Source organism: Methylophilus sp. UBA6697, from assembly GCF_002454655.1.
Classification (GTDB): domain Bacteria; phylum Pseudomonadota; class Gammaproteobacteria; order Burkholderiales; family Methylophilaceae; genus Methylophilus.
The window spans coordinates 1-24,694 of sequence record NZ_DKJH01000031.1; the positions used below are offsets into that span (position 1 = coordinate 1).

Consider the following 24,694-nt stretch of genomic DNA (forward strand, 5'->3'; position numbering starts at 1 on the left):
AAAAGCGGAAGCTGGGGTGCATTTCTTTTGGTTACTTATTCTTTGTGCAAGCAAAGAAAAGTAACTCGCTGAAAAAGCGAAAAACACCATTACAACAAAAGAATCACTTTCCCACCCTAATCCAACAACACCGTAATCCGCCGCGCGCATTCCGGTGCCATAGTCACCCCATACCGAAAATGCCCAGTATTCAGGTACAAATTCTCAATCTGCGGATGTCGCCCAATACTAGGAATATTATGCGGTGTCCCCGGCCGCAAGCCACTCCAGTGTTTGATAATCGGCTGTCCACGCAGTGCAGGCAATATGGCTTCCGCCTTTTGCAGCATTTCCATGCGCATGCTCTCTGTCACCCCTGTATCAAAACCAACATCCTCCAGGCTACTGCCTGCCAGCAAATGACCATCCTGCCGTTGCAGCATATAGAACCCATCGCGGTAAAGAATATGCGGCAACAGGCCAGGCGTCATGTGATACAACAGCATTTGCCCACGCATAGGTTTGATATCGAGACTGGAGGTCGTTTGCTTGAGTAGTTCAAAACTCCAGGCACCAGAGGTGACGACAAACACATTGGCAGATAAGGTTTCACCAGTAGTGGTTTGCCAGCTGGTGATGGATGCGTGACCTTCTTGCAATGGCATCAATTGGGTCTGCTCGCGCAGCGTGACGCCATGCTTGATCAGCCAGGCTTTGAGGGATTGCAGCAGGCGCGGGTTACGGATTTGCACGACTTCGGGAATCAATAGATCAGCGCCCTGTAACGCGTATTCAAGGCCAAACCGTTCACACCAGTCTATGGCTGGTTGCAGGTCAAACGGTGGCTGAATCAGCATACCACTACGGGTACATTCGGGGTCTATACCGGTTTCGGCGTACAACTCTGCGCTCACTGCCGGATAGGCACGCGCACCAGCCAACGCCAGTTCATTGACGACGTCCTGGTAAAACCAGGGCAATAGGGGAAACGCTATGCCAGCGCCCGCCCAAGAGGACTCACCTGAGGTTTGTGCCGCAATGATGTTGCGCTCAACCAGCGTGACCGTATGGCCTTGCTTGCGCAACTGCATGGCGGTCAGGCACCCGACAATACCACCACCCACCACCACGACTGAACTGTTAGCCATAAGATTTTTTCTGAAATAGCATGAAAAGCCTGACAGGGAGATATACACCCTGCCAGGACATGAGGCGTGTATTGTCTTACGGTTTGCGTCCGGAAATCAAATAGACCTCCATTGCAATCAAGGCGGCATTACTGCCCAGTAACACCAGGATATCGCCTTCATTCAGCATAATGTCATCTCTGGGCGCGATTGGCTCTGGCATATTCGGGCGACGTAACTGCTTGACCTCGACGGCAAAATCACCGAACGGGATATGATCCAGTCGCAGGCCGTGTGCATAAAAATTCTTATACACTTCCACCGAGTGCAACTGCGGTAACGAGGCAGTGGCGGTATCAGCATCGCTGACGCCGCGGAAGTAGCCCTTGAACATTTTGTAACGTTCTTCACGGAACAGGCGGATGCGTTTGACGACACGATTAAGGGGGACGCCTAAGGTCACCAGTGCATGCGAAGCCAGCATCAGGCTGCCTTCAAGGATTTCCGGCACAACTTCTGCGGCACCGGCATCTCGCAGTGCATCCATGTCACTGTCATCATGCGTGCGCACAATCACCGGCAGGTTGGGATTCCGCTCCTGAATCACATGCAAAACCTTCATGGTACCGCGGATTTCGGCATAACTGATGATGACGGCTTTCGCTCTGGCCAAGCCAGCGGCTTCCAGCACCGAGCGCCGCCCGGCATCACCGTAAATCACATTCTCACCCGCAGAAGCGGCTTCCTGCACGCGGCTGGCATCCATATCCAGTGCGACATACGGGATATTTTCTTCACGCAAAAAACGCCCCAGGTATTGGCCGCTACGGCCATAGCCGCAAATGATCACGTGATCACGCAAATCCTGGCTATGCTCCTGTATGGTATCCACTACTTTGATGCTATTGCGGCTGTAGCTTTTGACCAGCGCACGCGCAATGCGGCCGTTTTTTTGAATAATAAACGGCGCCACCAGCATGGAGAGCACGGCCACAGACAACACCAGTTGCAAGGAGTCGCCATCAATCAAATTGGTTTGCAAACCCAGCGCCAGTACCACAAAACTAAACTCGCCGGCTTGACCGAGGATAATACCGGTACGCACACCCACGCCCATTTCAAAGCCATAGAACCTGGTCAGCAAGGCGATCAAGCCGATCTTGAAGACCAGGAACAATATCAGCAAGACAGCAATCAGCCCCACATGCTGGACGAGCACAGAGACGTCTAGCAACATGCCAACACTGATAAAGAACAGGCCCAGTAAAATATCGCGGAAAGGAGCAATATCGGACTCTACCTGGTAGCGGTATTTGGTTTCTGAAATCAGCATGCCCGCCACAAACGCCCCCAAGGCATACGATAAGCCAACAAAGTTAGTGGCCGCTGCCATTAACAAGGTCACCATCAATACATTGAGTACAAACAGCTCACGTGAACGCTGCTTGGCAACCAGCTCAAACCAGAAGTTGAGGATGTTTTTACCAAACTTAAACAAGAAAAACAGCAGGATTGAGGACTTGAACAAAGTCAGCCCCAATACATCCAGCCAGTTATCGCTGTGTGAGCCCAAGGTCTGGATCAGCACCAGAATCGGGATCACTGCCAAATCCTGGAACAGTAGCACGCCGATACTTAGGCGGCCATGTCTGGAGTTTAAATCGACACGTTCCATCAGGATTTTGGACACAATGGCGGTCGAAGACATGGTGATGGCGGCACCAATAATGAACGCCGAGGTCAGGCTTAGCCCGGCCAGCTTGCCCAGTACCAGGCTGGCCAGCAAAGTCAGTACTACCTGGCCGCCACCCAAGCCGAACAGGGTTTTACGCATGGCATAGAGTTTAGGCAGGCTGAACTCGAGGCCGATACTAAACATCAGGAATACAATACCGAACTCGGCCACCTGGCGGCCAGTTTCTTCATCTTCCAGCAAACCCAAGGCGTGCGGGCCGAGCACAATACCGATCATGAAGTAAGCCAGCATCGCTGGCAAACCCAGGATGCGGAATAAGCCGACGGCGAAGACCGAGCTGGTAAGCAACAATAATAAATGGATCAGGGAATCGAACATGCAAAAATTCTAAAGCATTAATGTCAAGCCGTGCAGATGAATGTCTGCCAGCAAACCATATATTATGACGTATCGTCAGTGATGTAACCTGAAACAGTCGCGTTTCAGGATGATGCATCCTGCCACAAAACACTATTTTATGCAAAAAATGTGCCCGCTAATAAAAAATCCGTAAAAAAGCTGCGTTTCGCTTTCTTGCCGGGGGCGTCACTTGCTATACTAACCCGCCATGAACACAGCAAAATCAGGTGTCCACCTCGTGAAAAGTCCAGACATCGTGACGCGTGCACGAGGCATACTGCTGCACGAGGCAGATGAAATCCGCCAACTGGCAGACCGTATCGGTAGCGAATTTGAAGCCGCTGTCAGCATGATTCTGGCCTGTCGCGGCCGCATTGTCGTCACTGGCATGGGTAAATCCGGCCATATCGGCGGCAAAATTGCGGCTACCCTGGCCAGCACGGGTACCCCTGCGTTCTTTATGCATCCGGCGGAAGCCAGCCATGGCGACCTGGGCATGATCACAGCTGAAGATGTCGTGATTGCACTATCCAATTCCGGTGAAAGTGATGAAATCATCAATATTTTGCCCGCCATTCGCCGTATCGGTGCGCGTATTCTGAGCATTACCGGTAGCGAAGAGTCCACGCTATCGCGCGAGTCAGACGTGCATTTAAGTGCCGCAGTTAGCCACGAGGCCTGCCCGCTGGGTCTGGCACCCACGGCCAGCACGACGGCCGCACTGGCCTTGGGCGATGCGTTGGCGCTCTGCGTTCTCGACTTGCGCGAATTCACTGCCGAGGACTTTGCACGGTCACATCCTGGCGGCAGCCTGGGCAGACGACTGCTGGTGAGGATTAAAGATGTCATGCGCACGGGGGATGCGATCCCCGCTATCAGCGAGCATGGCACCGTACAGGAAGCGATTGCACAGATTTCGAGCAAAGGCATGGGGTTTACAGCGATTGTCGATAGCGCACAACACCCGATCGGCGTATTCACCGACGGCGATTTGCGTCGCCTGTTTATGCAAGGTGCAACCGATACGCAACAATCAATCAAAACGGTCATGAATACGCAGCCACGTTTATTGGGCATGCAACAAATGGCAGTTGAAGCAGTCAACCTGATGGAGCAATATAAAATTAACGGGTTTATGGCAGTGAACGAGCAGCAGCAATTAGTGGGCGCATTTAACATGCATGATTTACTCAAGGCAAAAATCGTTTAGGTTCACTGACGCCCTGGAACGCCCGCATGCTTAAACACCCCATCTTATTGCCGATTGCGTTAATGCTGTTTTTAGCGCTGCTGACGTTCTGGATTAACCAGACCGTACAGGAGCAGGCGCTGAGCTTGAGCCGCTTAAGTCGTCACGACCCGGATTACATGCTATACAACTTTGTCAGCACGCGTACCGACGCCACTGGCAATACCAAATACGTGTTAGCTGCCGCAGAAATGCGCCATTTTCCGGATAACGACTATACCGAATTACAGCGCCCGCGTTTCACCCAGTTTGGGCAGGATAAACCTTACACGCAAATTCATGGCCAGCACGGCAAAGTGTCAGCCAATGGTAAACTGGTCGAGTTTAGCAAGCAGGTCAAGGTCATACGCCAGGGCACGCTGGCCAAGCCTGAAATGCAGTTGCAAACCGAACATTTAACGCTGGAACCGGATACAGACCTCGCTTACACCGATTTGCCGGTCACTATCCGCCAGCTACCGGCGACGGTGATCACAGGTACCGGCATGCGTTTTGATAACAAGGCAGGCACCATGCAATTATTTAACCGGGTGCATGTACATTATGTACGCGCACCCGCAGTCGCAAAAACTGCAAGCCCGGCAGCGAAGGCGAAAACAGGCAATCACAAGGGTCGTTGATTCTGGAGAAATGAGTTGAACACGCACAAGCCATTATTTTATGCCACCTGCTTGACCTTATGGGCACTGCTATCGTGGTCAACCAGCGTGCTGGCTGAAGAGTCTGACCGTGACCAGCCGATTGAGCTGGAAGCGGATACCGTGACTGTGAATGATGCCAAAAAAATCAGCATTTATACCGGCAATGTGATCCTCAACCAGGGCACCCTGCAAATCAAAGCCGACAAAATGATTGTGCGTGAAGACCAGGATGGCTTTCAGCACAGTACCTGTACCGGCAACCCGACCACATTCAAGCAAAAACGCACAGGCAAAGACGAATGGATGCAAGGCAGTGGGCAGCGTATTGAATACAACGCGCGCATGGACAAGGTACAGCTATACACCAACGCCTGGGTCAAACGTGGTGAAGACCTGGTCACCGGCGACTACATCAGTTATGACGCCAATGCAGAGTACGCCGAAGTCATTGGCGGCACCAAGGCTAACCCCAATGGTACCGCCGGTAGCCGCGTCAAAGCGACCATTCAGCCCAAGAACAAAACCACGCCGCCTGTGATTGATAACAAGCCAACCTCGCAACAAGGGCTGCGCATGAACCGCTCACTGCAAATCAAAGTGGAACCGGCACCCGCCGACACCACTAATGAGCCTACGAAAGCGCAACCCTAAAGACCGGCCTTATGCAGACAACAGTTTCACCAGATCATAACCACTTACGTGTCAGCCACCTGAAAAAAGCCTATCAGGGACGCACCGTGGTTAAAAACACTACACTTGAGCTACGCAGCGGCGAAGTGATTGGTTTGCTCGGCCCGAATGGTGCTGGCAAAACCACCAGCTTTTACATGATTGTTGGCCTGGTCGCACTGGACGACGGCAGCATTACGCTGAATGGGGCAGATGTCAGCCGCGCGCCCATGCACGAGCGCGCCCGCATGGGCCTGGCTTACCTGCCACAAGAAGCATCCATTTTTCGTAAAATGACGGTGACTGATAATATTTTATCAATCCTGGAAACCCGCCCTTACACGGAAGAAGAGCGTGAAGCGCGGCTGGAGTCTTTACTGGATCAATTACATATCCAGCATATCCGTCACAGCCAGGCCGTCAGCCTGTCGGGCGGCGAGCGCCGCCGCGTAGAGATTGCGCGCTGCCTGGCCACAGATCCAAAATTCATCCTGCTGGATGAGCCATTTGCCGGGATTGACCCGATTGCGGTGATTGAGATCCAGAAAATTATCCGCTACCTGAGCAGCCAGAATATCGGCATTTTGATTACAGACCACAACGTGCGTGAAACCCTGGATATTTGTGACCGGGCGTATATCGTTAATGAAGGCGCTGTGTTTGCCGCAGGCACGCCAGACGAAATCATTCAGAACGAAGGCGTACGTGAAGTCTATCTCGGCAAGAACTTTAGGCTGTAACCTGATATGAAGCAAAACCTGCAATTACGCATCTCACAAAACCTGGCGCTCACCCCGCAACTGCAGCAGTCTATCCGCCTGTTGCAGTTGTCCACGCTGGAGTTAAGCCAGGAGCTGGAAACCATCCTGCAGGAAAATCCGTTGCTGGAAATGGCAGATGGCGAAGAAGGAGAATTTGAAGATAACTCGCCATTGGCCACCAGCTCGACAGACACAGAGCAGGTGGATGCAAGTTCATTTGATGTCGCTACCCAAAACGACCTCACGCCCCCTGCAGAGAGTCTGCGTGATGAACCACGTGACGAAACGAGCGGCACTGAAGGCGAACAACCAAATCTGAATGAAGAATTCACGCCGCCCGAGTTTGAAGATGACTACGAAGAGTTTGGCAGTGCCAGCAACTGGGACGAAGCGGGCCGCAACAACCTCGATGATGAAGATAGTGACTTCTCTCGCCAGGACGCCAGCAACATCAGTCTGCGCGAGCACCTGATCAACCAGATGCAATTGGCACATCTATCCAAGCGTGACATGGATCTGGTGAAATTTTTGCTCGACAGCATTAACGATGATGGTTATTTAGAGCAGGATCTACAGGAGATTGTCGACCTGTTGCCGCCAGAGCTGGAAATTGAGTTACTGGAGCTGGAAACCGCACTGAAATTGATCCAGAACCTGGATCCGATCGGCGTCGGTGCACGTGACCTGCGTGAATGCATCTTGCTACAACTGCAAGTACTGCCGCCTGAGACACCTTATCTGCGTATTGCGATGGCAATTGCCAAAGATCACCTGGCATTGCTGGCCAACAAAGACTTTGTCAAATTGCGCAAGGTACTCACTTGCGACGAAGCCGCGCTCAAAGGCGCGCAACAACTGATCCGCCAGCAAAACCCCAAGCCAGGCAATGAGTTTGCGACCTTTAGCCATGACCACTTTATTCAGCACGATGTCGTGGTCAAAAAAATCAAAGGCATCTGGATGGCGTCGCTCAATGATGGCGTGATCCCCAAATTGCGTATCAATCAGTTGTATGCAGATATCCTCAAGCGCAACCGTGAAAGCTCCGGCCAATATCTGCAGAGCCAGATGCAGGAAGCCAAATGGATGATTAAAAATATCCAGCAACGCTTTTCTACCATCTTGCGTGTGTCGCAAGCGATTGTGGACAGACAGCGCAATTTCTTTGAACATGGGGAAATTGCCATGCGGCCCCTGGTATTGCGCGAAATTGCCGAAGAGCTCGACTTGCATGAAAGCACGGTTTCTCGCGTGACAACGCATAAGTATATGCTCACGCCACGCGGTGTATTTGAACTTAAATACTTTTTTGGCAGCTCAGTCGCCACCGATGCGGGCGGCTCATGTTCTGCCACCGCCATTCGCGCGCTCATCAAACAAATGGTCGCTGAAGAAAACCAGAAAAAACCATTGTCTGACAATCAAATCACCGATACGTTGGCGCAGCAAGGCATTGTGGTTGCGCGCCGCACCATTGCCAAATACCGCGAATCGCTGAATATTCCACCAGCCAATTTACGCAAATCGCTGTAAACCAAAAAGGCCGCAAATGCGGCCTTTTTGAATGAGTAACGCATGTTTACTGGATGGTGATTTTGGCAAACTTGCGCTTGCCCACTTGCGCCACCACGGTCACTCCTTTTGCCAGTGACAGGTTTTTATCATCAACCTTTACGCTATCCAGCTTCACGCCGCCTTGTTGCACGGCACGCATGGCTTCACTGGTGCTTTCCACCAGGCCCGCCTGCTTGAGCAACTGGCTGATACTGATGCTATCACCGTCAATCGCCACTGCTACCTCAGGCACATCATCAGGAATCCCGCCTTTAGCCCTGGTCTGGAAATCTTGCAGGGCTTTTTCAGCCGCCGCCTGGCCGTGGAAACGGGCGACGATTTCCTGTGCAAAACCGACCTTGATATTACGCGGATTGTCGCCAGCAGCCACTTGCACTTTCCACTGAGCGATGGTTTCCAGGGTGGCAAATGACAGCAAGTCGATGTAACGCCACATCAGTTCATCAGAAATCGACATGATTTTGGCAAAAATCGTCTCAGGCGCTTCGCTGATACCGATGTAGTTACCCAAAGACTTGGACATTTTATTCACGCCGTCCAGGCCTTCCAGCAACGGCATCATCAACACGCATTGCTGCGACTGGCCAGCCTGCTTTTGCAATTCACGGCCCATGAGCAGGTTAAATTTCTGGTCTGTGCCGCCCAGTTCCAAATCGGCCTGCAAAGCCACAGAGTCATAGCCCTGCAATAAGGGATACAAGAATTCATGAATCGCGATTGGCTGGTTGCCTTTGAAACGCTTGGAGAAGTCATCTCGCTCCAGCATACGGGCAACCGTATGGCTGGCTGCCAGTTTGATCATGCCCGCGGCACCGAGGTCGCTTAACCACTTGGAGTTAAACACAATCTCGGTTTTGGCCGGGTCCAGAATCTTGAATACCTGTTCGGAATAGGTGTCGGCATTCGCCTTCACCTGTTCGACCGTTAACGGCGGGCGCGTGGTGCTTTTACCCGTCGGGTCACCAATCATGCCGGTAAAGTCACCAATCAGGAATTGAATCTGGTGCCCTAGATCCTGCAACTGGCGTAATTTGTTAATCAGCACGGTGTGCCCGAGATGCAGGTCAGGTGCGGTGGGGTCAAAGCCTGCTTTCACACGCAAGGGTTTGCCGGTTTTCAGCTTTTCAATCAGTTCTTGCTCGATTAATAGTTCATCGGCACCGCGCTTGATAATCGCCAGTGCGTTCACAATCTCTGGACTCAGTGCTTCAGTCGTCACTGAAGCTTGGTTTACGTCTGTCATAAAGGTTCTTTTTTTGAGGCGCGCGTTGCGCACGCTTCGTCATGAAAGTAAAACAGCTATTTTAACGTAATCCCATGCATTTCTGTAAGCCAGGCATGAGCAGTGTTACACTTATGCCTTATGAATTTTTCTGCCCCACCCACTCAAACACGCCTGTTTATCGGCCTGATGTCTGGTACCAGTCTGGATGGGGTGGACGCCGTCCTGGTCTCGCAACAAGGCGAGCATCTGCAGCAACAAAGCCAGTATTTCCTGCCTTATCCGGCGGATATCAGACAAATCCTGCTGGATCTGCATACGCCAGCCGTCAACGAATTACATACCGCCGCTATAGTGTCCAATCAGCTGGCCGACCTCTACGCAGCGGCAGTGCAAGACTTATTGCAAGCAGCCAATGTATCGGCAGAAGCCGTGACGGCGATTGGCTGCCACGGGCAAACCATACGCCACTGTCCTGATCTGGCCAACGGCCAGGCCTATACCTTGCAACTGGGTAACCATGCGCGCCTGGCGGAACGCACTGGCATCACCGTGGTCGGCGACTTTCGCAGCCGCGACATTGCGGCTGGCGGACAAGGCGCGCCATTAGTGCCCGCCTTTCACCAGGCAATCTTTGCAGCACCAGACACACATCGCGTCATTTTGAATATTGGCGGCATCGCCAACCTGAGCGACTTGCCGGTGAGCGGCAAGGTGATTGGCTTTGATTCCGGCCCCGGCAACTTACTTATGGACTCATGGACCCTGCAGCACACAGGCCAGAGCTATGATGCTGGTGGCGCCTGGGCAGTACGTGGCGACGTCAATCCAGCCTTGCTGGACGCTTTGCTTGCTGACCCGTATTTTGCATTGCCCATCCCGAAAAGCACTGGCCGCGACCTGTTTAACCAGGCCTGGCTCCATGCACACCTGCAAGCCCATGCTGACACGCCACAGAATGTCGCCCGTACGCTGCTGGAATTGACAGCAGTGACGATTGCCAATGCCTTGAAACAGCATTGCAGCGGTGCCGCAGAAATCTATGTCTGCGGCGGCGGTGCGCACAATATTGCTTTGATAGACAGGTTACAAACCCTGTGCGGGCGACCAGTGCAACACACGGATAGCCTGGGAATTGGCGTCGACTGGGTGGAAGCCGTTGCTTTTTCCTGGCTGGCGCAACGTTGCGTGGACCATCAACCCGGCAACCTGCCTGCCGTCACCGGCGCAGCAGGGCCACGGGTCTTAGGCGCGATTTATCCGAATTAGGACTAAGACACCCTAAAGCAGTGCGAATGCACTCAACGTTTGATTTAAACTGGTGCAGGATTGAAGACGATTTTTGAACTTTTCCACCCTCATTTCCGCACAAGCCCCCATATTCAAAAACGATTGCGTATAATTTAGACAACCTTGACTTAAACAGAGTACGTTATGGCTACCAAAGCGACCATTACATTTGACAACGACAGTACCGCAATTGAATTGCCCGTCTTAAAGGGCAGCTTGGGCACGGATGTGATCGATATCCGTAACCTGGGTAAACATGGTTACTTCACATTTGACCCCGGCTTTATGTCTACGGCTTCTTGCAACTCCGGCATCACCTTTATTGATGGTGAGCAAGGGTTGCTGTACTACCGTGGCTACCCGATTGAACAACTGGCAGAAAACTGTAACTTCCTCGAAGTTTCGCACTTACTGCTCAATGGCGAACTGCCGGACCTGCAACAACGTGAAGCATTCGTCGACACCATCAGCCAGCACACCATGCTGCACGACCAGATGAGCAACGTGTTTCGCGGTTTCCGCCGCGATGCCCACCCGATGGCAGTCATGATTGCGGTCGTGGGTGCCATGGCTGCGTTTTATCCTGACAATAACAATGTGGCCGACCCGGAATCTCGCCGGGTGGCCGCCATGCGTCTACTGGCCAAAGTACCGACGATTGCCGCCTGGAGCTACAAGTACAATGTAGGCGAGCCATTTATGTACCCCCAAAACAAGCTGGGATACGCAGAAAACTTTATGCATATGATGTTCGCCACCCCTTGCGAAGAGTATGTACCCAACCCGATCCTGGCACGTGCATTTGAGCGTATCCTGATTCTGCATGCAGATCACGAGCAAAACGCATCTACCTCTACCGTACGCCTGGTTGGCTCCAGTGGCGCCAACCCGTTTGCCTGTATCGCGGCCGGGATTGCCTCTTTGTGGGGACCATCCCATGGCGGTGCCAACGAAGCAACATTGAACATGCTGGAAGAGATTGGCGACGTCAGCCGCATTGGTGAATTCATCAAACGCGCCAAAGACAAAACTGACAGCTTCCGCCTCATGGGCTTTGGTCACCGCGTCTATCGCAATATGGATCCGCGCGCCTCCATCATGCGTAAAACCTGCCATGAAGTATTGAACGAACTCGGTCTGCACGATGACCCAATGTTCAAACTGGCGATGGAACTGGAAAAAATCGCGCTGGAGGATGAATACTTCGTCTCACGCAAACTGTATCCGAATGTCGACTTCTACAGCGGCATCGTCATGCGTGCCATGGGCATTCCAAACTCCATGTTTACCGCCATATTTGCGCTAGCGCGCACCGCTGGCTGGATTTCGCAATGGAGCGAGATGAATGCCGACCCTGAGCAAAAAATTGGCCGCCCGCGCCAATTGTATGTCGGCTCTGAACGCAGGGAGTTTGTACCGCTGCACCAACGCTAGCCACAGACTGAATCACGCCTGCAAAAACAAAAAGCCCGACATCAGTAGATTGTCGGGCTTTTCATATTCTCCGATCCTGATCGTTTCCGCTAACGCAACACACCAAGGTCATGGAGCTGTTTTGTCAGTGCATCCGCCAACTCACGATAACCTTCTGCATTCGGATGCACTTGATCGGCAAGCAGTCGGCCATCTGACAAGACAGCAGACACTGCGTGAGGCACTAATAGTGCGCCAGTTGCCTCGGCCGCGCGTGCATAGAGCGGGTGATCACTGAGCGGGCCAGCCAGACTCACTTGCGGCATGGCAATCAATATAGCGGCTGCATCCGCCTGCTGTACTAAATGTACGATACTTTTCAGGTTTTCCTCGACACGCGCTGGCGCCATTTGCCGCAAGAAATCATTGCCACCCAGCTCAACAATGACCAGTTGAGGTCTATGCTGCGCCAATAAGCCCGGCAAGCGTGACAAACCACCGCTGGAAACATCCCCAGCAATACCGGCATTGATGACCTGCCAGCCGGTCTTGCGTGCCAGCAGTGTCGGATAATCCTGCGTGCCATGCTCGGCGCCTGTACCGTAGCTAATGCTATCGCCCAGAACAAGTACGGTCGCGCCAGCAGGGATAGCTTGCACCACTACTGCTGCATGCTTGGTACAGCCCTGGCTGATGGTAGCCATACTTATGACAAGTAGCAGCCGGCATAAAAAAAGCCAAGCACACGCTTGGCTTTTCTCAATCATAAAACGCATGACTGAATGCAGTCGTTAAACCGAGAACGAGCTACCACAACCGCAAGTAGTGGTCGCATTCGGGTTGCGGATCACAAACTGTGAACCTTGCAGGCTGTCGGTGTAATCAATCTCGGCACCGGCCAAATATTGCAAGCTCATCGGGTCAATCAGCAAGGTCACGCCGTCTTTATCGACTTGTGTATCATCATCGTTTACTTCTTCTTCAAAAGTAAAGCCGTATTGGAAACCTGAGCAGCCACCACCGCTGACGAATACACGCAGCTTCAGGTCTGGCGTGCCTTCTTCATCAATCAGTTCTTTCACTTTTTTGGCGGCATTGTCGGTAAACACCAATGGAACGGGCATTTCAAGGGTAGCTTCTGCGGTCATCATAGACTCCTGTCAAATTCTCAATAACAATATGGCGACGAAAGTTTTAATTTCAAGTCGCTTCCGGGACGGCAGCCTCAGATGGCTCCCCCAGGTAAATCAGTTTTCCTTCAATCACCGCGCCGGTGTGCATTTCAAGTGATTTATAGTACAAGTCACCCACGATTCTGGCCTTGCTTTGTAACTCAATAAACACTGAAGAGCGCACCGGGCCGCGTATCATGCCATTCAAAACAATTTTAGAAGCTTCGACGGCGCCTGTCACGGCCCCATTTTCACTGATAATCAGTGTGCTGGGATGCTCACGTTTTTCAATCACATTCCCGGCAATCAAGCCATCGACTCTTAACCCGCCCGCAAATTGCATATTGCCATTAATCTGTGTTTCATGGCCGATCAAGGTATCAATATGACTGTCGATTTGAACGCTTTTTTTGAAAAACATGCTACTTCCTGTTCCGAATTAACTTAAATGGCGATGGCCATTGAGCATCAGCCATATCATGCAGGCGGCTAACGCTTGGTCATATTCTTGTAAAACACCAATTCTTCTTTCAGTTTGATGCTTTCATCCTGCTGCGCCGTCAGGGTTTTGGCCAGGTTGTTACTGGTAGCCAGCTCCACTTGCAATTCCCGCTGCGAGGCAATCAGTTTTTTCTGTAATTCAATATTTTCGGTGGTCACTTGCCGCAAACGCTGACGTATATGCTCACCATCATCATCATGCACCACCCAGTAGGCCAAGGCAAAGCCGATAACGACATAGGTCACCGCCAGCATGCTTTGAAAATACCAGGGCCGATGAGAGCGCACTGCCACCTGCTTGGCGGTCAGGCCAAAATGGTTTCTCAGTCTTCTGCGTATCGGCCTGATCATTATGGCAACAAAGGCAGCACTTGCAAACCAGCATCCGGCGCCAGGTTAAACATCAAATTCATATTCTGCACGGCTTGGCCAGATGCGCCTTTGACCAGATTGTCCTGCACGACAACGATTGTGACATAATCGCCTGCCTGTGGGTATAGCGCCATCCGCAAAACATTGGCACCACGTACCGAGCGGGTTTCAGGCAGAGAGCCTGCAGGCATCACATCCACAAAAGTGGCGCCCTGGTAACGCTGCTCATAGACTTGCTGCAACACTTGCTGCTTGCCCTGTGCGTTGAGTTTTACATGCAACGTGGTCAGCATGCCACGGATCATGGGAATCAAATGCGGCACGAATATAAGGTTGACCGCGTCGTTACCGGACAGTTTCTTTAACTGGGCCAGAATCTCAGGATGGTGCCTGTGTCCGGCCACGCCGTAGGCTTTCAGGTTATCACTGGACTCAGAGAACAAGGTGCCCACCTCGGCTTTTCTACCAGCACCGGAGACACCAGACTTGGCATCCGCAATGATAGGTACGGAGAAATCAATCCAGCCCTGCTCCAGTAGCGGCGCTAAGCCAAGCAATACCGTGGTCGGGTAACAACCAGGATTACCGATGACGTCTGCCTGCTGCACGTCAGCGGCATACAACTCAGGCAAGCCGTAGACGGCATCTTTCAATACGTCAGTACAGCTATGCGGCAATTTGTACCACTTTTCGAATTCAGCAGCATCCTGGAGGCGGAAGTCAGCAGCCAGATCGATGACCTTCACCCCAGCTGCCACCAGCGCAGGCGTTTGTGCCATGGCAACGCCATGCGGCGTGGCAAAAAAGACGACATTACATTGCGTCAGATCGACCGTGGCCGGATCACTAAACTTAAGATCAATCACGCCACGCAAGCTGGGAAACATATCGGCGACCGGCAGACCGGCCTCGCCCCTGGAGGTAATCACTTGCAATTGCACATCAGGATGTCTTGCTAACAAACGCAGCAACTCAACACCGGTATAACCCGTTCCACCTACAATGCCAACTTTGATTTTTTCCATATCTTTACCAGATGCGCGTTCGATGACGACCCATGCATAAAAAGTAAAACAATATAAATGAAAAAGGCCGCCAATGCGACCTTTTTGCACAACAGGTTTGTAACAAACGCTGGAAATTAACGTTTGGAGAACTGCTTACGACGACGCGCTTTACGCAGGCCGACTTTCTTACGTTCAACTTCACGTGCATCACGTGTTACGAAACCAGCGTGAGACAATGCGCTCTTCAAAGCTGCATCATAGTCAATCAACGCACGGGTAATGCCATGACGCACTGCACCCGCTTGACCGGATTCACCACCACCATGCACATTGACCAGAATGTCAAAGCTTGCTGTGTTGTTAGTCAATTCCAGCGGTTGACGCAAAATCATGCGAGAAGTTTCGCGTGAAAAGTATGTGTCAACTGGCTTATCGTTGACCACGATATTGCCACTGCCGGACTTCAGGAACACACGTGCCACTGAACTTTTGCGGCGGCCAGTGCCGTAGTTGTATTTACCGATCATGTTTTATCCTAATCGTCTTAAATTAGATGGTTAATGGTTGCGGTTGCTGCGCAATGTGCTCGTGCTTGTCGCCCGCATACACTTTCATTTTTTTGATCATGGCATAGCCCAAAGGACCTTTTGGCAACATGCCTTTCACAGCTTTCTCCAACGCACGACCTGGGAAACGGTCTTGCATTTTTGAGAATGAAGTCGTAGTGATACCGCCTGGGTAACCGGAGTGGCGGTGATACAGCTTGTCACCCGCTTTGTTACCAGTTACTTTAATTTTGTCCGCATTGACTACAATGATGTAGTCGCCTGTATCCACGTGTGGTGTGTAAATAGCTTTATGCTTACCACGCAGGCGATGAGCGATTGCGCTGGCCAAACGACCCAATACCAAGTCTGTGGCGTCAATCACGAACCAGTCACGTTGTACTTCATGCGATTTTGCTGAAAAAGTTTTCATTTTATAACTACCGAGTTATAGCGTATAAATTAAGAGGGCGGATTATATGCCAGCATAAGAAAGCTTGTCAACGAAATATTCTAAAATAATCGTAACCAGCCTGATGGAATCAGGTTGCTGACTGAGGCAAGCTATTTTGTGGCTTTTTTGCCATCAATTAGGCAAATTACTTGATATAAAACGTGCTTTTATCACAAACAAGCCTTGTTTTTTCAAGGATAATTGCAATCGGATGCTATATTAGCTCAAGTTTTGACTTTCTGCATCCGTTTACTTTAGATTGATTTAAACCACAGTCACTTAATTAAACAGCAGCAACACTACTAAAAATAATTTTAGATGCTTTCAGGCATATACCAGGTTAAATCACTCCGTTTTCGCGCTGCCACTGGCTGGCGAGGGCTTTGTGCTTCCGTGCTGTTTGCGTTTACATCGTTGCTACAAGCCGCTGAATTTGGCGCACTCACGATTGAATCTGCGCCAGGCCAGCCATTATTGGCCCAGCTACCGCTGAGTCATGTTCAGGCAGACACAGATATCAGTTGCTTCAACCTGAGCCAATCTTCCAAACAATCAGCGCCAGAGACCAGCCCTGTTCACCTGGAATACACGACCCTGGGTAGCCAGCAGGGCGTATTGATGCTGTGGTCTGACGCTGCCATTGCCAGCCCGCTGACACTGACCTTGACTGATCGCTGCCAGCACACGCGGCAGACTGTGACCATTCAGCCCGACAATACGGTTTCAATCGCTATTGCAGCCACGCCACCCATCAGCAACGCGACTCCTGTGCCCATTGCAGTGATTTCACCAGAAGTGGTTGAAACACCGCCCGCGCCGCCTGCCATCCCAGTAGAAGCTTATACGGCACTGCAAGCGCAAATTAACGATTTGCAGCAAAACTTCAAACAATTACAGACAAAATCTGATGTCCTGTATGCCAGCAACCTGGCGCAGGCGGACATCCTGGCGACACTAGAAACCCAGCTTACTCACCTGCAAAACGAAAATCACCTATTACGCACACTGGTCATTGCCTTGGGGCTCGCGCTGATCGCCAGCGGTTTTTTCTTTGCTGACTGGCTACGCCGCCACGCCGCCGTGCCAAAAGTGATTAAGTCACGCCGTACAGCGAAACAAAGTGACGCTGCATCTATACCTACCGATGGCACATCGGGCCCGGCGACGCGCCCACTGAGTGGCAAACCTTTTTCAGCCACCGTCTTGCCGACTCAGCAGGCAAGTGACACACATGGCTTAAATACGCTAACTCAGCCACCTGCCACGACCAAAACAAGCAGCCGCTTAAAATCAGTGCCCATGCATGCCAACGATGATACGGTGATGCCACACGGCGTGCCTCTGAAGGTGAGCTCGCAGCAAAGTACACAGGCGGTGATGCAAGATGCTTCGCGATTATTCACACATGGCCGGGTCAATCAGGCGATTGATCATTTGCAGCAGCATTTGGCCAAGCATCCGAAATCCTCACCCTGGATGTGGCTGTATTTGCTGGACCTGCTGTCGAAAGAAGGCAAGCAGCAAGAATTTGATATTGTTGCCGGCGAATGCCGCAAACATTTCAACCTCAACGTGGAGCACGCGCCGGACTTGAAGCAACAAGGTATTGAATCCTTCCCGCGCGTCATGAAAGCCTTGCAACAAGCCTGGGGCACACCGCAGGTGATTGCCTTGATTGACGACCTGGTTTACAACACGCGACTGGTACCACGCATGGGCTTTGAGCGCAGCGTCTTTGAAGACCTGATGTTGTTGAAAGAAATTGCCTGCCAGACACAAAACTTGCCAGCAGTGCCGCCCGCGCCAAAAGCGGCTGACCATGAAGAACCGATCAATGGCAACTTGCGTGAGTTGCAACAGCTGTCAGAAGATCTTTATATTCTGGCGCCAGTTGAACACACGCCCTTCCAGTATTGGACAGATTTCACCTTCGAACTGGATGAGCCTTCAACATTACGCAAGTCCGCCTAAGCAGTAACTGGCTGCCAACCCGGCGGTCAATGCCGCACCAATCCAGACATTCTCCAGAAACGCCTTGAAACAATCACCAGGCTGCCGGTGACGAATCAGCCTGTATTGCCGCCACAGTTGCGCAACCGCCACACACCAGCCCAGCCAGAATGGCCAGCCCAGCGCCAGCACTTGCGCTACATAGCCCACAATCAGCAGCATGGCGGCAAAGCAAGCCATAATCGCCAGCACATCAAAACGCCCGAAGGTGATAGCCGAAGAACGGATGCCAATTTTGAGGTCATCTTCGCGGTCGACCATGGCATAGGCCGTGTCATAAGCCACCGACCAGCAGACATTGGCCAACAATAGCCACCAGGCAACCGCAGGCACCTGCCCCTGCAAGGCAACAAAAGTCATCGGGATGCCAAAACCGAAGGCAATGCCCAGATAGGCTTGTGGAATGGCGAAAAAGCGTTTGGTATAAGGATAACTGACGGCGAGAAACAATGCAGGCACAGACCACAACACGACTTGCCAGCCCAGTGTACAAACCAGCGCAAACGCCAGTAACGACAATCCGATGGCGACCAGGTAAGCCTCTTTGACGGAGATTTCACCGGTCGCCAGCGGCCGCTTGTTTGTGCGCGCAACGGCGCCATCCCAATGCCGGTCAGCAATATCATTTAATGCACAGCCTGCCGACCGCATCAACACTGTCCCCAGCACAAATACACAGGCAACCCACCACTGTGGCTGCCCTTGCCCTGCAATCAGCAGCCCCCACAGCGTAGGCCACAATAACAGCCAGATACCGATAGGCTTATCCAGCCGCGTCAGCCGGTAATAAGCATGCCATTTGGCGAGAAGTTGCATAAAAAGGATTCCTGATAAGGATTAACGACCAGGCGGCTGGGCGCAGGACGGTAAAAACACTTCAGTCACCAGCAAACGATAATGCCGCAGGCAAAACAATGAGCGCCTAGCCCATAGCACCTGCCGCGCTTGCTCAGGAAAATGACGGTAAAAAGCTTTGTACAGCGGGTGTGCAGGTGACAATTTTCGGTAGTGTAAACGACCACGCTGCACACTGGCATTGGCAAACAGTGCCGCACCCAATGGCACACGCCCAATATTGCGCAATTGGCACCATGCCCCTCGCAAGTCCTTACGGGCAATGACGCTGTGTGCAAATACCTGCGGCTGCCCCTGCCCCATCAGCATGACTTCGCGCACCCAGGCATGGGTGGCGGCAGGCAATCGTAACACTGCCTGCTCATCGACGTTAGGCTTGCGCCAGCCTTGAGACAACACCTTGACTGAGAAATCCGGATATTGACGCTTTAATCGAGCGGTTAACGAGCCACGTTCCTGCAACCAGGGCCGCAACGGTAGCCGACCAACCACATGTGCTTGCCAGCCGTAATCTTGCCTGTCATGCATGCGGTGCATAGCAGCTAGTGTGGTAGCGGGAACGTTTTAGGCAACCACACCCACAACTGCCCTTGCTGGCGCATCGCGCCTGCCAGCTTGCCCGCAGACTCGCCCTCACCCCAATAGACATCTGCACGTACGCCACCTTTGATGGCGCCACCGGTATCTTGCGCCTGCATCAGCTGCTGCAAAGGCGCCTCCGAGTTTGGGTAAGTCGTGGCCAGGTAGACTGGCGCCCCCAGTGGGATATAAAACGGGTCAACCGCGATACTACGGGCGGCGCTTAACGGCACACCCAGCGCACCTAGCGGTCCAGACAAACCTGCAGGCAATAATTTAAAAAACACATAGCTAGGATTCGCATCCAGCAATGCGCGTAATTGGTCAGGATGTTGTTGCCCCCAGTTTTTAATTCCCTGCATGGAAGCTTCACTCGCCACCATCTCGCCACGCTCGACTAACAGCTTGCCGATGGATTGATATGGATGCCCGTTTTGATCCGCGTAGCCCACCGGCAATCGCTCGCCGTTTTCAAGCTCAACGATCCCCGAGCCTTGCACCTGCAAGAAAAATGCTTCGACAGAATCATTCACCCATAACAACTCGCTGCCAGCCAACGGCGATTGCGCTTGTTCGATGTCTGCGCGCGTGTAATAAGGGATGAGTGACTGTCCTTGCAGGCGGCCACGCACACGCTTGTATTTGAGCTCAGGAAACAAGCCGGACAAGTTCACCGTCACCAGGTCGGCAGGTGTTTTATACAGAGGCACCGGGTAGCGTGCGCTGGCCGTGCGGGCCCCTTTTAATACCGGCTGGTAATAGCCGGTCATCAAACCTTGCGGCGCACCTTCAGGTTGCTGTGTCTGATAGACATTGAAATACTGTTGCCAGTAGGCCTGTATGGCCGCAGCGTCGTCGGCCTTGACCAGTAAAGCCACGGCACAGACGGCTTGCCAGTCAGCTTTGTTTCTGAGCCCCTGGCAGCCTTGCATCCAGGCTCGCCAGCTGGTGACCCAGTCCTCTTTGGCCAGCCCGGGCAAATCCGTCCAACTGGCTGCCTTTAACAAAGCATAAGGCTGCGTCGGCACATTGGTCGCCGCTGGTTTTTCAGGCGCAGGTGCCACAGCGGGTTTGCCTGGCGTGGCTGGCTTAATAACTGGCGGCTTGGTCGCGGGCGGCACGCTTTGACAACCCGCCAGAAAAAATAGGGAGGCCAGCAACATGGCCTGGCAGAATTTAAAAGTATGGTTGGTGGCTATCACTGTTTTGCTTTTTGCAATGTTTATCTTTGGCAGTTTCGATATGTGACGCATGCATGCGCCGGATTCAGCAAGCAGTATCAATACAGTTAGTGCAAACCGGCCGCCTGATGTAACCAAAAGGTCGGGATATCCACTTCAAACCAGTGACCATCTACCGCAACCATTTGATACGTGCCAAACATTTCACCGCTAGGCGTGCTGAACATGACACTACTGGTATAGCTATACTCAGCCTCGGGTGCCAGTAGCGGCTGGTCGCCCACCACACCCAGGCCTTTCACTTCGCGCACTTGCTGCATGGCATCAGTAATGACCCAATGGCGGCTAATGAGTTGCACCGGCGTCTTGCCGGTATTGCGGATGGTGATGGTGTAGGCATACACATATTGCCCCGCCCCGGGCGATGATTGCGCAGTCAAATACTCGGTCACCACCGAGACTTCGCATGCATATAAGCCAGTATCCGTCATGATTAACCTATCATGCCCGTGGTTGGTGAGCTCGGGCTGGCAGAGTACAGCTTTTTCGCCATACGGCCAGCCAGGAATGACTCGCGACCGGCTTCAACCGCTTTTTTCATGGCACTCGCCATCAGCACCGGGTCACGCGCCGCAGCAATCGCCGTATTCATCAGCACCCCGGCACAGCCCAGCTCCATGGCAATCGCCGCATCAGAGGCACAGCCCACACCCGCATCAACCAGCACCGGGATCTTGGCACTTTCAATAATAATCTGCAGGTTCCACGGGTTTAAAATCCCCATGCCCGACCCAATCAGTGAGGCCAGCGGCATCACCGCCACACAGCCGATATCCTCTAACTGCTTGGCAATAATCGGGTCATCCGAGGTATACACCATCACCTCAAACCCCTCTTTTACCAGGGTTTTGGCAGCGGCAATCGTCTCCATCACATTCGGGTATAAAGTATTAGGGTCACCCAGCACCTCCAGCTTGACCAGTCTATGGTCATCCAGCAACTCACGCGCCAGGCGTAATGTACGTACGGCATCATCAGCGCTATAGCAGCCAGCCGTATTCGGCAAATAGGTAAACTCACTGGGCGGCAAATAATCCAGCAAAGAGGGTTCGTTAGCATTTTGGCCAATATTGGTCCGGCGGATGGCCACGGTGACAATTTCTGCACCACTGGCATCAATGGCTGCACGCGTCTGCGTGAAATCCTTATATTTGCCGGTGCCCACCAACAGGCGGGACTGATAAGACTTACCGGCGATTACCAAAGCGTCATTCATATTCAAAAACTCTCTATTCAATGCGTTTAACTCAATCATCTATATCAGCAGTCGGTGACTAGCCACCGCCAACGGCACCCACGATTTCCAGTTTATCGTCCGCCTGCAATTGCACCTCGGCAAATTGGCCACGCGGCACAATATCGCCATTGCGCTCGATGGCAATGCGCTTGCCAGTGAGCTGCATATGCTCTACCAGCGCCAGCACACTCATGGCCTCTGCGGGCAGTGGCGTAGCCTTACCGTTGACAAAAATTTGCATGCTGCTCTTCATTTTTGATTGATCAAGCCGATATTTTACGAAAAATCAGCACATTTGGCTTTCAGTTTTTCATGTGCGGTCTTTTTTCAGGCGCCATTCAAGCCCTGTCATCCTAACAGGATTGGTATGCGTTAAGGTCATTAAACATGGCACCATGTTTGCTTGTATGTTGTAGCAATACAAATATGTCGTAAGAAATTGACAAGTTTGGTCATCACGGCGGATATCACATTGCTGTACAAGGAACTTTTTGTTAATTTTGGCGCCACATGCACGACGAACACAATTCGTCGTTTTGTGCCCCGAATATTGGAAATCCCAAAAGGAATATTGAAATGCAAATCGCACAGTCACACCAGGCAAGTCCGTCCAAAATTTTTTTAGTGGACGAAATTTATGCACCAAGCTTGAATACCGCCGCCAACCTGGCAGATGCAAAAGCGGCTATTGAAGCACAGCAACACACGAAAGCAATTAACGAGTTACACCGCTTTCTGGAATCCAGCTGCGACTGCGTTTAATCACGCATCTTTAGCTGGCGCAAGACCCGGTAGCGGGTCACGATTTCTGACTCAATGCAGAAACATGCATTGAGTGTCATACACTGACCTTATTCAGCCTGTAGCGGCCCTTGCTCCCTCCAAACCTGAGACTTCAGGCAAGGCGACAAATATTAAAGATAGAAAACAAAAAAGATGGCGACCAGCGCCATCTTTTTGTTTATGCATCCGACTTATCTATGCATGCTACGGGCACCATTGCTGGCACCCGGCAAAGCACCTACTCAATCGCCAATTGCGGACGACCAGCTTCTGGCCAATCCAGGTGGAAGAACTGACCGCGCGGCTGGTCTTTACGCTCATAGGTATGCGCGCCAAAGTAGTCACGCTGACCTTGCAACAGGTTTGCTGGCAAATCTGCACTTCTGTAACCATCATAATAAGCCAACGCGGCCGCAAAGCCTTGCGCCGGGATACCATTGGTCACCGCCAGCGCAATCACTTTACGCCAGCCAGCCTGGCCTTCATTCATCGCATTGGTGAAGTATGGATCCAGCATCAGGTTTTTCAGGCGTGAGTTCAATGCATAGGCATCAGTGATTTTTTGCAGGAAACGCGCGCGGATGATACAACCGCCACGCCAGATCTGGGCAATTTCACCGAAGTTGAGTTTCCAGTTGTAAGCCACTTGTGCCTTGTCGATGAGCTGGAAGCCTTGTGCATAGGCGCAGATTTTTGAGCAATACAAGGCATTCTTGATCGCCTCAATAATGGCCGCTTTGTCTTTCTCTTGCACAATCGCCGGGCCCTTGAGGATCTTGCTCGCTTCGACGCGCTCTTCTTTCAGGCTGGACAAGGCGCGCGCATATACCGCAGCGGCAATCGCATTCGCAGGCGCACCCAATTCCAGTGCGTTGGCGGCGGTCCATTGACCGGTGCCTTTCTGGCCAGCCGTATCCAGGATCTGGTCCACCAGGAAGCCTTTACCGGCAGGATCTTTTTGTTGCAGGATATCAGCGGTGATTTCAATCAGGAAGCTGGACAACTCCCCTTTATTCCACTCGGCAAACACTTTACCGATTTCGTCTGCTGGCATGCCCAGCAGGTTCTTCATCAGCCAGTAGGCTTCGCAAATCAACTGCATATCGATGTATTCAATGCCGTTGTGCACCATTTTCACATAATGGCCAGCACCGTCCGGGCCGATATACTCGGCACAAGAGAAGCCACCCACCACCGGCTTGCCTGGTGCGCCACCTTCTAATGGAGCACCAGTCACAGGGTCGACTTTAGCAGCGATATCGCGCCAGATCGGCTCCAGGCTAGACCAGGCCTTGCGTGTGCCGGATGGCATCAGGGAAGGACCAAAACGGGCGCCGGTTTCACCACCGGAAACACCAGAACCAATAAACTCGATGCCTTTGGCAGCCAGCTCTTTTTCGCGACGGATAGTGTCCGTCCACAAGGCATTGCCACCATCAATAATAATGTCACCCTGCTCCAGAAAAGGCAGCAAAGCGTTAATCGTTACGTCCGTCGCACTACCGGCCTTCACCAGCAGCACAATTTTACGAGGACGTTTGATGCTTAATACAAAAGAAGCCAGATCGGCATGACCCACCACGCGCTCGTGCGAAGGCTCATTCTTTTTGCATTCCTCGATGAAGTTCAGCATTTTCTTGGGGTCACGGTTATAGACCGCAATGGTATAGCCGTGATCCGCAATGTTAAGTGCCAGGTTTTGGCCCATCACTGCCAATCCCACCAATCCAATATCCGCATTTTTTATAGTCATAGTTATCTCTAATAAATGGTTAATTTAGTTGAAAAAAAAGCACAGGCTTTTGACCTGTGCTTGGACTAGGGTATGTATTGAATACCGCATGCTCGTTGTTTTGAAATTCGCAACTGGCATGACATATTCAGCACCATAGTTTTCTTTCACTCAAGTTTGCTAGC

General features: G+C 52.1%; 26 protein-coding genes. 9 read left to right on the forward strand and 17 right to left on the reverse strand.

Annotated features, from left to right (window positions below):
- Window positions 1–116: 116 nt before the first annotated feature.
- Both B3355_RS09025 and B3355_RS09030 read right to left on the reverse strand, forming a co-directional pair.
- Entirely contained in the window at window positions 117–1,127 is a 1,011-nt protein-coding gene (locus B3355_RS09025) for an NAD(P)/FAD-dependent oxidoreductase (protein WP_292782887.1), read from the reverse strand.
- Window positions 1,128–1,203: 76 nt separating this feature from the next.
- Window positions 1,204–3,180: a cation:proton antiporter gene (locus B3355_RS09030; RefSeq protein WP_019883702.1), complete on the reverse strand. Its 1,977-nt coding sequence runs from the start codon at window positions 3,178–3,180 to the stop codon at window positions 1,204–1,206.
- Window positions 3,181–3,409: 229 nt separating this feature from the next.
- On the opposite strand from B3355_RS09030, the gene B3355_RS09035 reads away from it, so the two are divergent.
- The 5 genes from B3355_RS09035 to B3355_RS09055 are packed head-to-tail and all read left to right on the forward strand — an operon-like array spanning window position 3,410 to window position 8,054.
- Complete coding sequence (locus B3355_RS09035) at window positions 3,410–4,411, forward strand: KpsF/GutQ family sugar-phosphate isomerase (protein WP_024930912.1); 1,002 nt, start codon at window positions 3,410–3,412, stop codon at window positions 4,409–4,411.
- 26 nt (window positions 4,412–4,437) lie between these two features.
- Window positions 4,438–5,070, forward strand: a complete 633-nt coding sequence (gene lptC / locus B3355_RS09040) for an LPS export ABC transporter periplasmic protein LptC (RefSeq protein WP_019883704.1) — start codon at window positions 4,438–4,440, stop codon at window positions 5,068–5,070.
- A 15-nt stretch (window positions 5,071–5,085) separates the two neighbouring features.
- Window positions 5,086–5,742 carry a lipopolysaccharide transport periplasmic protein LptA gene (gene lptA / locus B3355_RS09045; RefSeq protein WP_019883705.1) on the forward strand — a complete coding sequence of 219 codons (657 nt, stop codon included), beginning with the start codon at window positions 5,086–5,088 and terminating at the stop codon, window positions 5,740–5,742.
- A gap of 11 nt (window positions 5,743–5,753) precedes the next feature.
- Window positions 5,754–6,500, forward strand: a complete 747-nt coding sequence (gene lptB, locus B3355_RS09050; protein WP_019883706.1) for an LPS export ABC transporter ATP-binding protein — start codon at window positions 5,754–5,756, stop codon at window positions 6,498–6,500.
- 6 nt (window positions 6,501–6,506) lie between these two features.
- Window positions 6,507–8,054 (forward strand): RNA polymerase factor sigma-54, encoded by a 1,548-nt coding sequence (locus B3355_RS09055; protein ID WP_019883708.1) that lies wholly within the window; start codon window positions 6,507–6,509, stop codon window positions 8,052–8,054.
- Between the two features lie 46 nt (window positions 8,055–8,100).
- Here the strand turns inward: B3355_RS09055 and tyrS are convergent, their stop codons facing one another.
- A complete protein-coding gene (gene tyrS, locus B3355_RS09060) occupies window positions 8,101–9,339 on the reverse strand; it encodes a tyrosine--tRNA ligase (protein WP_292782896.1) in 1,239 nt (412 codons plus the stop codon).
- Window positions 9,340–9,459: 120 nt separating this feature from the next.
- Here tyrS and B3355_RS09065 point away from each other — a divergent pair, with 120 nt between their 5' ends.
- Both B3355_RS09065 and gltA read left to right on the forward strand, forming a co-directional pair.
- Complete coding sequence (locus B3355_RS09065) at window positions 9,460–10,587, forward strand: anhydro-N-acetylmuramic acid kinase (RefSeq protein WP_292782899.1); 1,128 nt, start codon at window positions 9,460–9,462, stop codon at window positions 10,585–10,587.
- 165 nt (window positions 10,588–10,752) lie between these two features.
- Window positions 10,753–12,042 (forward strand): citrate synthase, encoded by a 1,290-nt coding sequence (gene gltA, locus B3355_RS09070; protein ID WP_047515835.1) that lies wholly within the window; start codon window positions 10,753–10,755, stop codon window positions 12,040–12,042.
- Window positions 12,043–12,131: 89 nt separating this feature from the next.
- Here gltA and B3355_RS09075 read toward each other — a convergent pair whose 3' ends face one another.
- The 7 genes from B3355_RS09075 to rplM form a co-directional block, all read right to left on the reverse strand.
- Window positions 12,132–12,725 (reverse strand): GDSL-type esterase/lipase family protein, encoded by a 594-nt coding sequence (locus B3355_RS09075; RefSeq protein ID WP_292782902.1) that lies wholly within the window; start codon window positions 12,723–12,725, stop codon window positions 12,132–12,134.
- An 87-nt stretch (window positions 12,726–12,812) separates the two neighbouring features.
- Window positions 12,813–13,169: an iron-sulfur cluster insertion protein ErpA gene (gene erpA, locus B3355_RS09080; protein WP_019883715.1), complete on the reverse strand. Its 357-nt coding sequence runs from the start codon at window positions 13,167–13,169 to the stop codon at window positions 12,813–12,815.
- A 52-nt stretch (window positions 13,170–13,221) separates the two neighbouring features.
- The gene (locus B3355_RS09085; protein WP_019883716.1) at window positions 13,222–13,614 is read right to left on the reverse strand and encodes a bactofilin family protein; all 393 of its coding nucleotides are present in this window, start codon (window positions 13,612–13,614) and stop codon (window positions 13,222–13,224) included.
- Window positions 13,615–13,682: 68 nt separating this feature from the next.
- Window positions 13,683–14,045 carry a hypothetical protein gene (locus tag B3355_RS09090; RefSeq protein ID WP_019883717.1) on the reverse strand — a complete coding sequence of 121 codons (363 nt, stop codon included), beginning with the start codon at window positions 14,043–14,045 and terminating at the stop codon, window positions 13,683–13,685.
- The gene (argC, locus tag B3355_RS09095; RefSeq protein ID WP_292782906.1) at window positions 14,045–15,091 is read right to left on the reverse strand and encodes an N-acetyl-gamma-glutamyl-phosphate reductase; all 1,047 of its coding nucleotides are present in this window, start codon (window positions 15,089–15,091) and stop codon (window positions 14,045–14,047) included. The genes B3355_RS09090 and argC overlap by 1 nt, the downstream gene beginning before the upstream one ends.
- A 116-nt stretch (window positions 15,092–15,207) precedes the next feature.
- Complete coding sequence (gene rpsI, locus B3355_RS09100; RefSeq protein WP_019883719.1) at window positions 15,208–15,600, reverse strand: 30S ribosomal protein S9; 393 nt, start codon at window positions 15,598–15,600, stop codon at window positions 15,208–15,210.
- 22 nt (window positions 15,601–15,622) lie between these two features.
- Entirely contained in the window at window positions 15,623–16,051 is a 429-nt protein-coding gene (gene rplM, locus B3355_RS09105) for a 50S ribosomal protein L13 (RefSeq protein ID WP_019883720.1), read from the reverse strand.
- A gap of 339 nt (window positions 16,052–16,390) precedes the next feature.
- On the opposite strand from rplM, the gene B3355_RS09110 reads away from it, so the two are divergent.
- A complete protein-coding gene (locus B3355_RS09110) occupies window positions 16,391–18,043 on the forward strand; it encodes a type IV pilus assembly protein FimV (RefSeq protein ID WP_292782912.1) in 1,653 nt (550 codons plus the stop codon).
- Here the strand turns inward: B3355_RS09110 and ubiA are convergent.
- The 6 genes from ubiA to thiS form a co-directional block, all read right to left on the reverse strand.
- Window positions 18,026–18,898, reverse strand: coding sequence for a 4-hydroxybenzoate octaprenyltransferase (ubiA, locus tag B3355_RS09115; RefSeq protein WP_292782915.1), 873 nt, complete (start codon window positions 18,896–18,898; stop codon window positions 18,026–18,028). The genes B3355_RS09110 and ubiA overlap by 18 nt on opposite strands.
- Window positions 18,899–18,919: 21 nt before the next feature.
- The gene (locus B3355_RS09120; protein WP_292782918.1) at window positions 18,920–19,465 is read right to left on the reverse strand and encodes a chorismate--pyruvate lyase family protein; all 546 of its coding nucleotides are present in this window, start codon (window positions 19,463–19,465) and stop codon (window positions 18,920–18,922) included.
- Window positions 19,466–19,479: 14 nt separating this feature from the next.
- The gene (locus B3355_RS09125) at window positions 19,480–20,679 is read right to left on the reverse strand and encodes a murein transglycosylase A (protein WP_292783043.1); all 1,200 of its coding nucleotides are present in this window, start codon (window positions 20,677–20,679) and stop codon (window positions 19,480–19,482) included.
- A gap of 125 nt (window positions 20,680–20,804) precedes the next feature.
- Window positions 20,805–21,188: a Co2+/Mg2+ efflux protein ApaG gene (gene apaG, locus B3355_RS09130; protein ID WP_019883725.1), complete on the reverse strand. Its 384-nt coding sequence runs from the start codon at window positions 21,186–21,188 to the stop codon at window positions 20,805–20,807.
- 2 nt (window positions 21,189–21,190) lie between these two features.
- Window positions 21,191–21,973, reverse strand: a complete 783-nt coding sequence (locus B3355_RS09135; RefSeq protein ID WP_292782923.1) for a thiazole synthase — start codon at window positions 21,971–21,973, stop codon at window positions 21,191–21,193.
- Window positions 21,974–22,031: 58 nt separating this feature from the next.
- Window positions 22,032–22,235 (reverse strand): sulfur carrier protein ThiS, encoded by a 204-nt coding sequence (gene thiS, locus B3355_RS09140; protein WP_292782926.1) that lies wholly within the window; start codon window positions 22,233–22,235, stop codon window positions 22,032–22,034.
- A gap of 335 nt (window positions 22,236–22,570) precedes the next feature.
- Between thiS and B3355_RS09145 the strand changes: the two genes are divergently transcribed.
- Window positions 22,571–22,756, forward strand: a complete 186-nt coding sequence (locus B3355_RS09145) for a hypothetical protein (protein ID WP_024930922.1) — start codon at window positions 22,571–22,573, stop codon at window positions 22,754–22,756.
- Window positions 22,757–23,015: 259 nt separating this feature from the next.
- Here B3355_RS09145 and gndA read toward each other — a convergent pair whose 3' ends face one another.
- Window positions 23,016–24,530: an NADP-dependent phosphogluconate dehydrogenase gene (gndA, locus tag B3355_RS09150; protein ID WP_019883730.1), complete on the reverse strand. Its 1,515-nt coding sequence runs from the start codon at window positions 24,528–24,530 to the stop codon at window positions 23,016–23,018.
- Window positions 24,531–24,694: the final 164 nt, after the last annotated feature.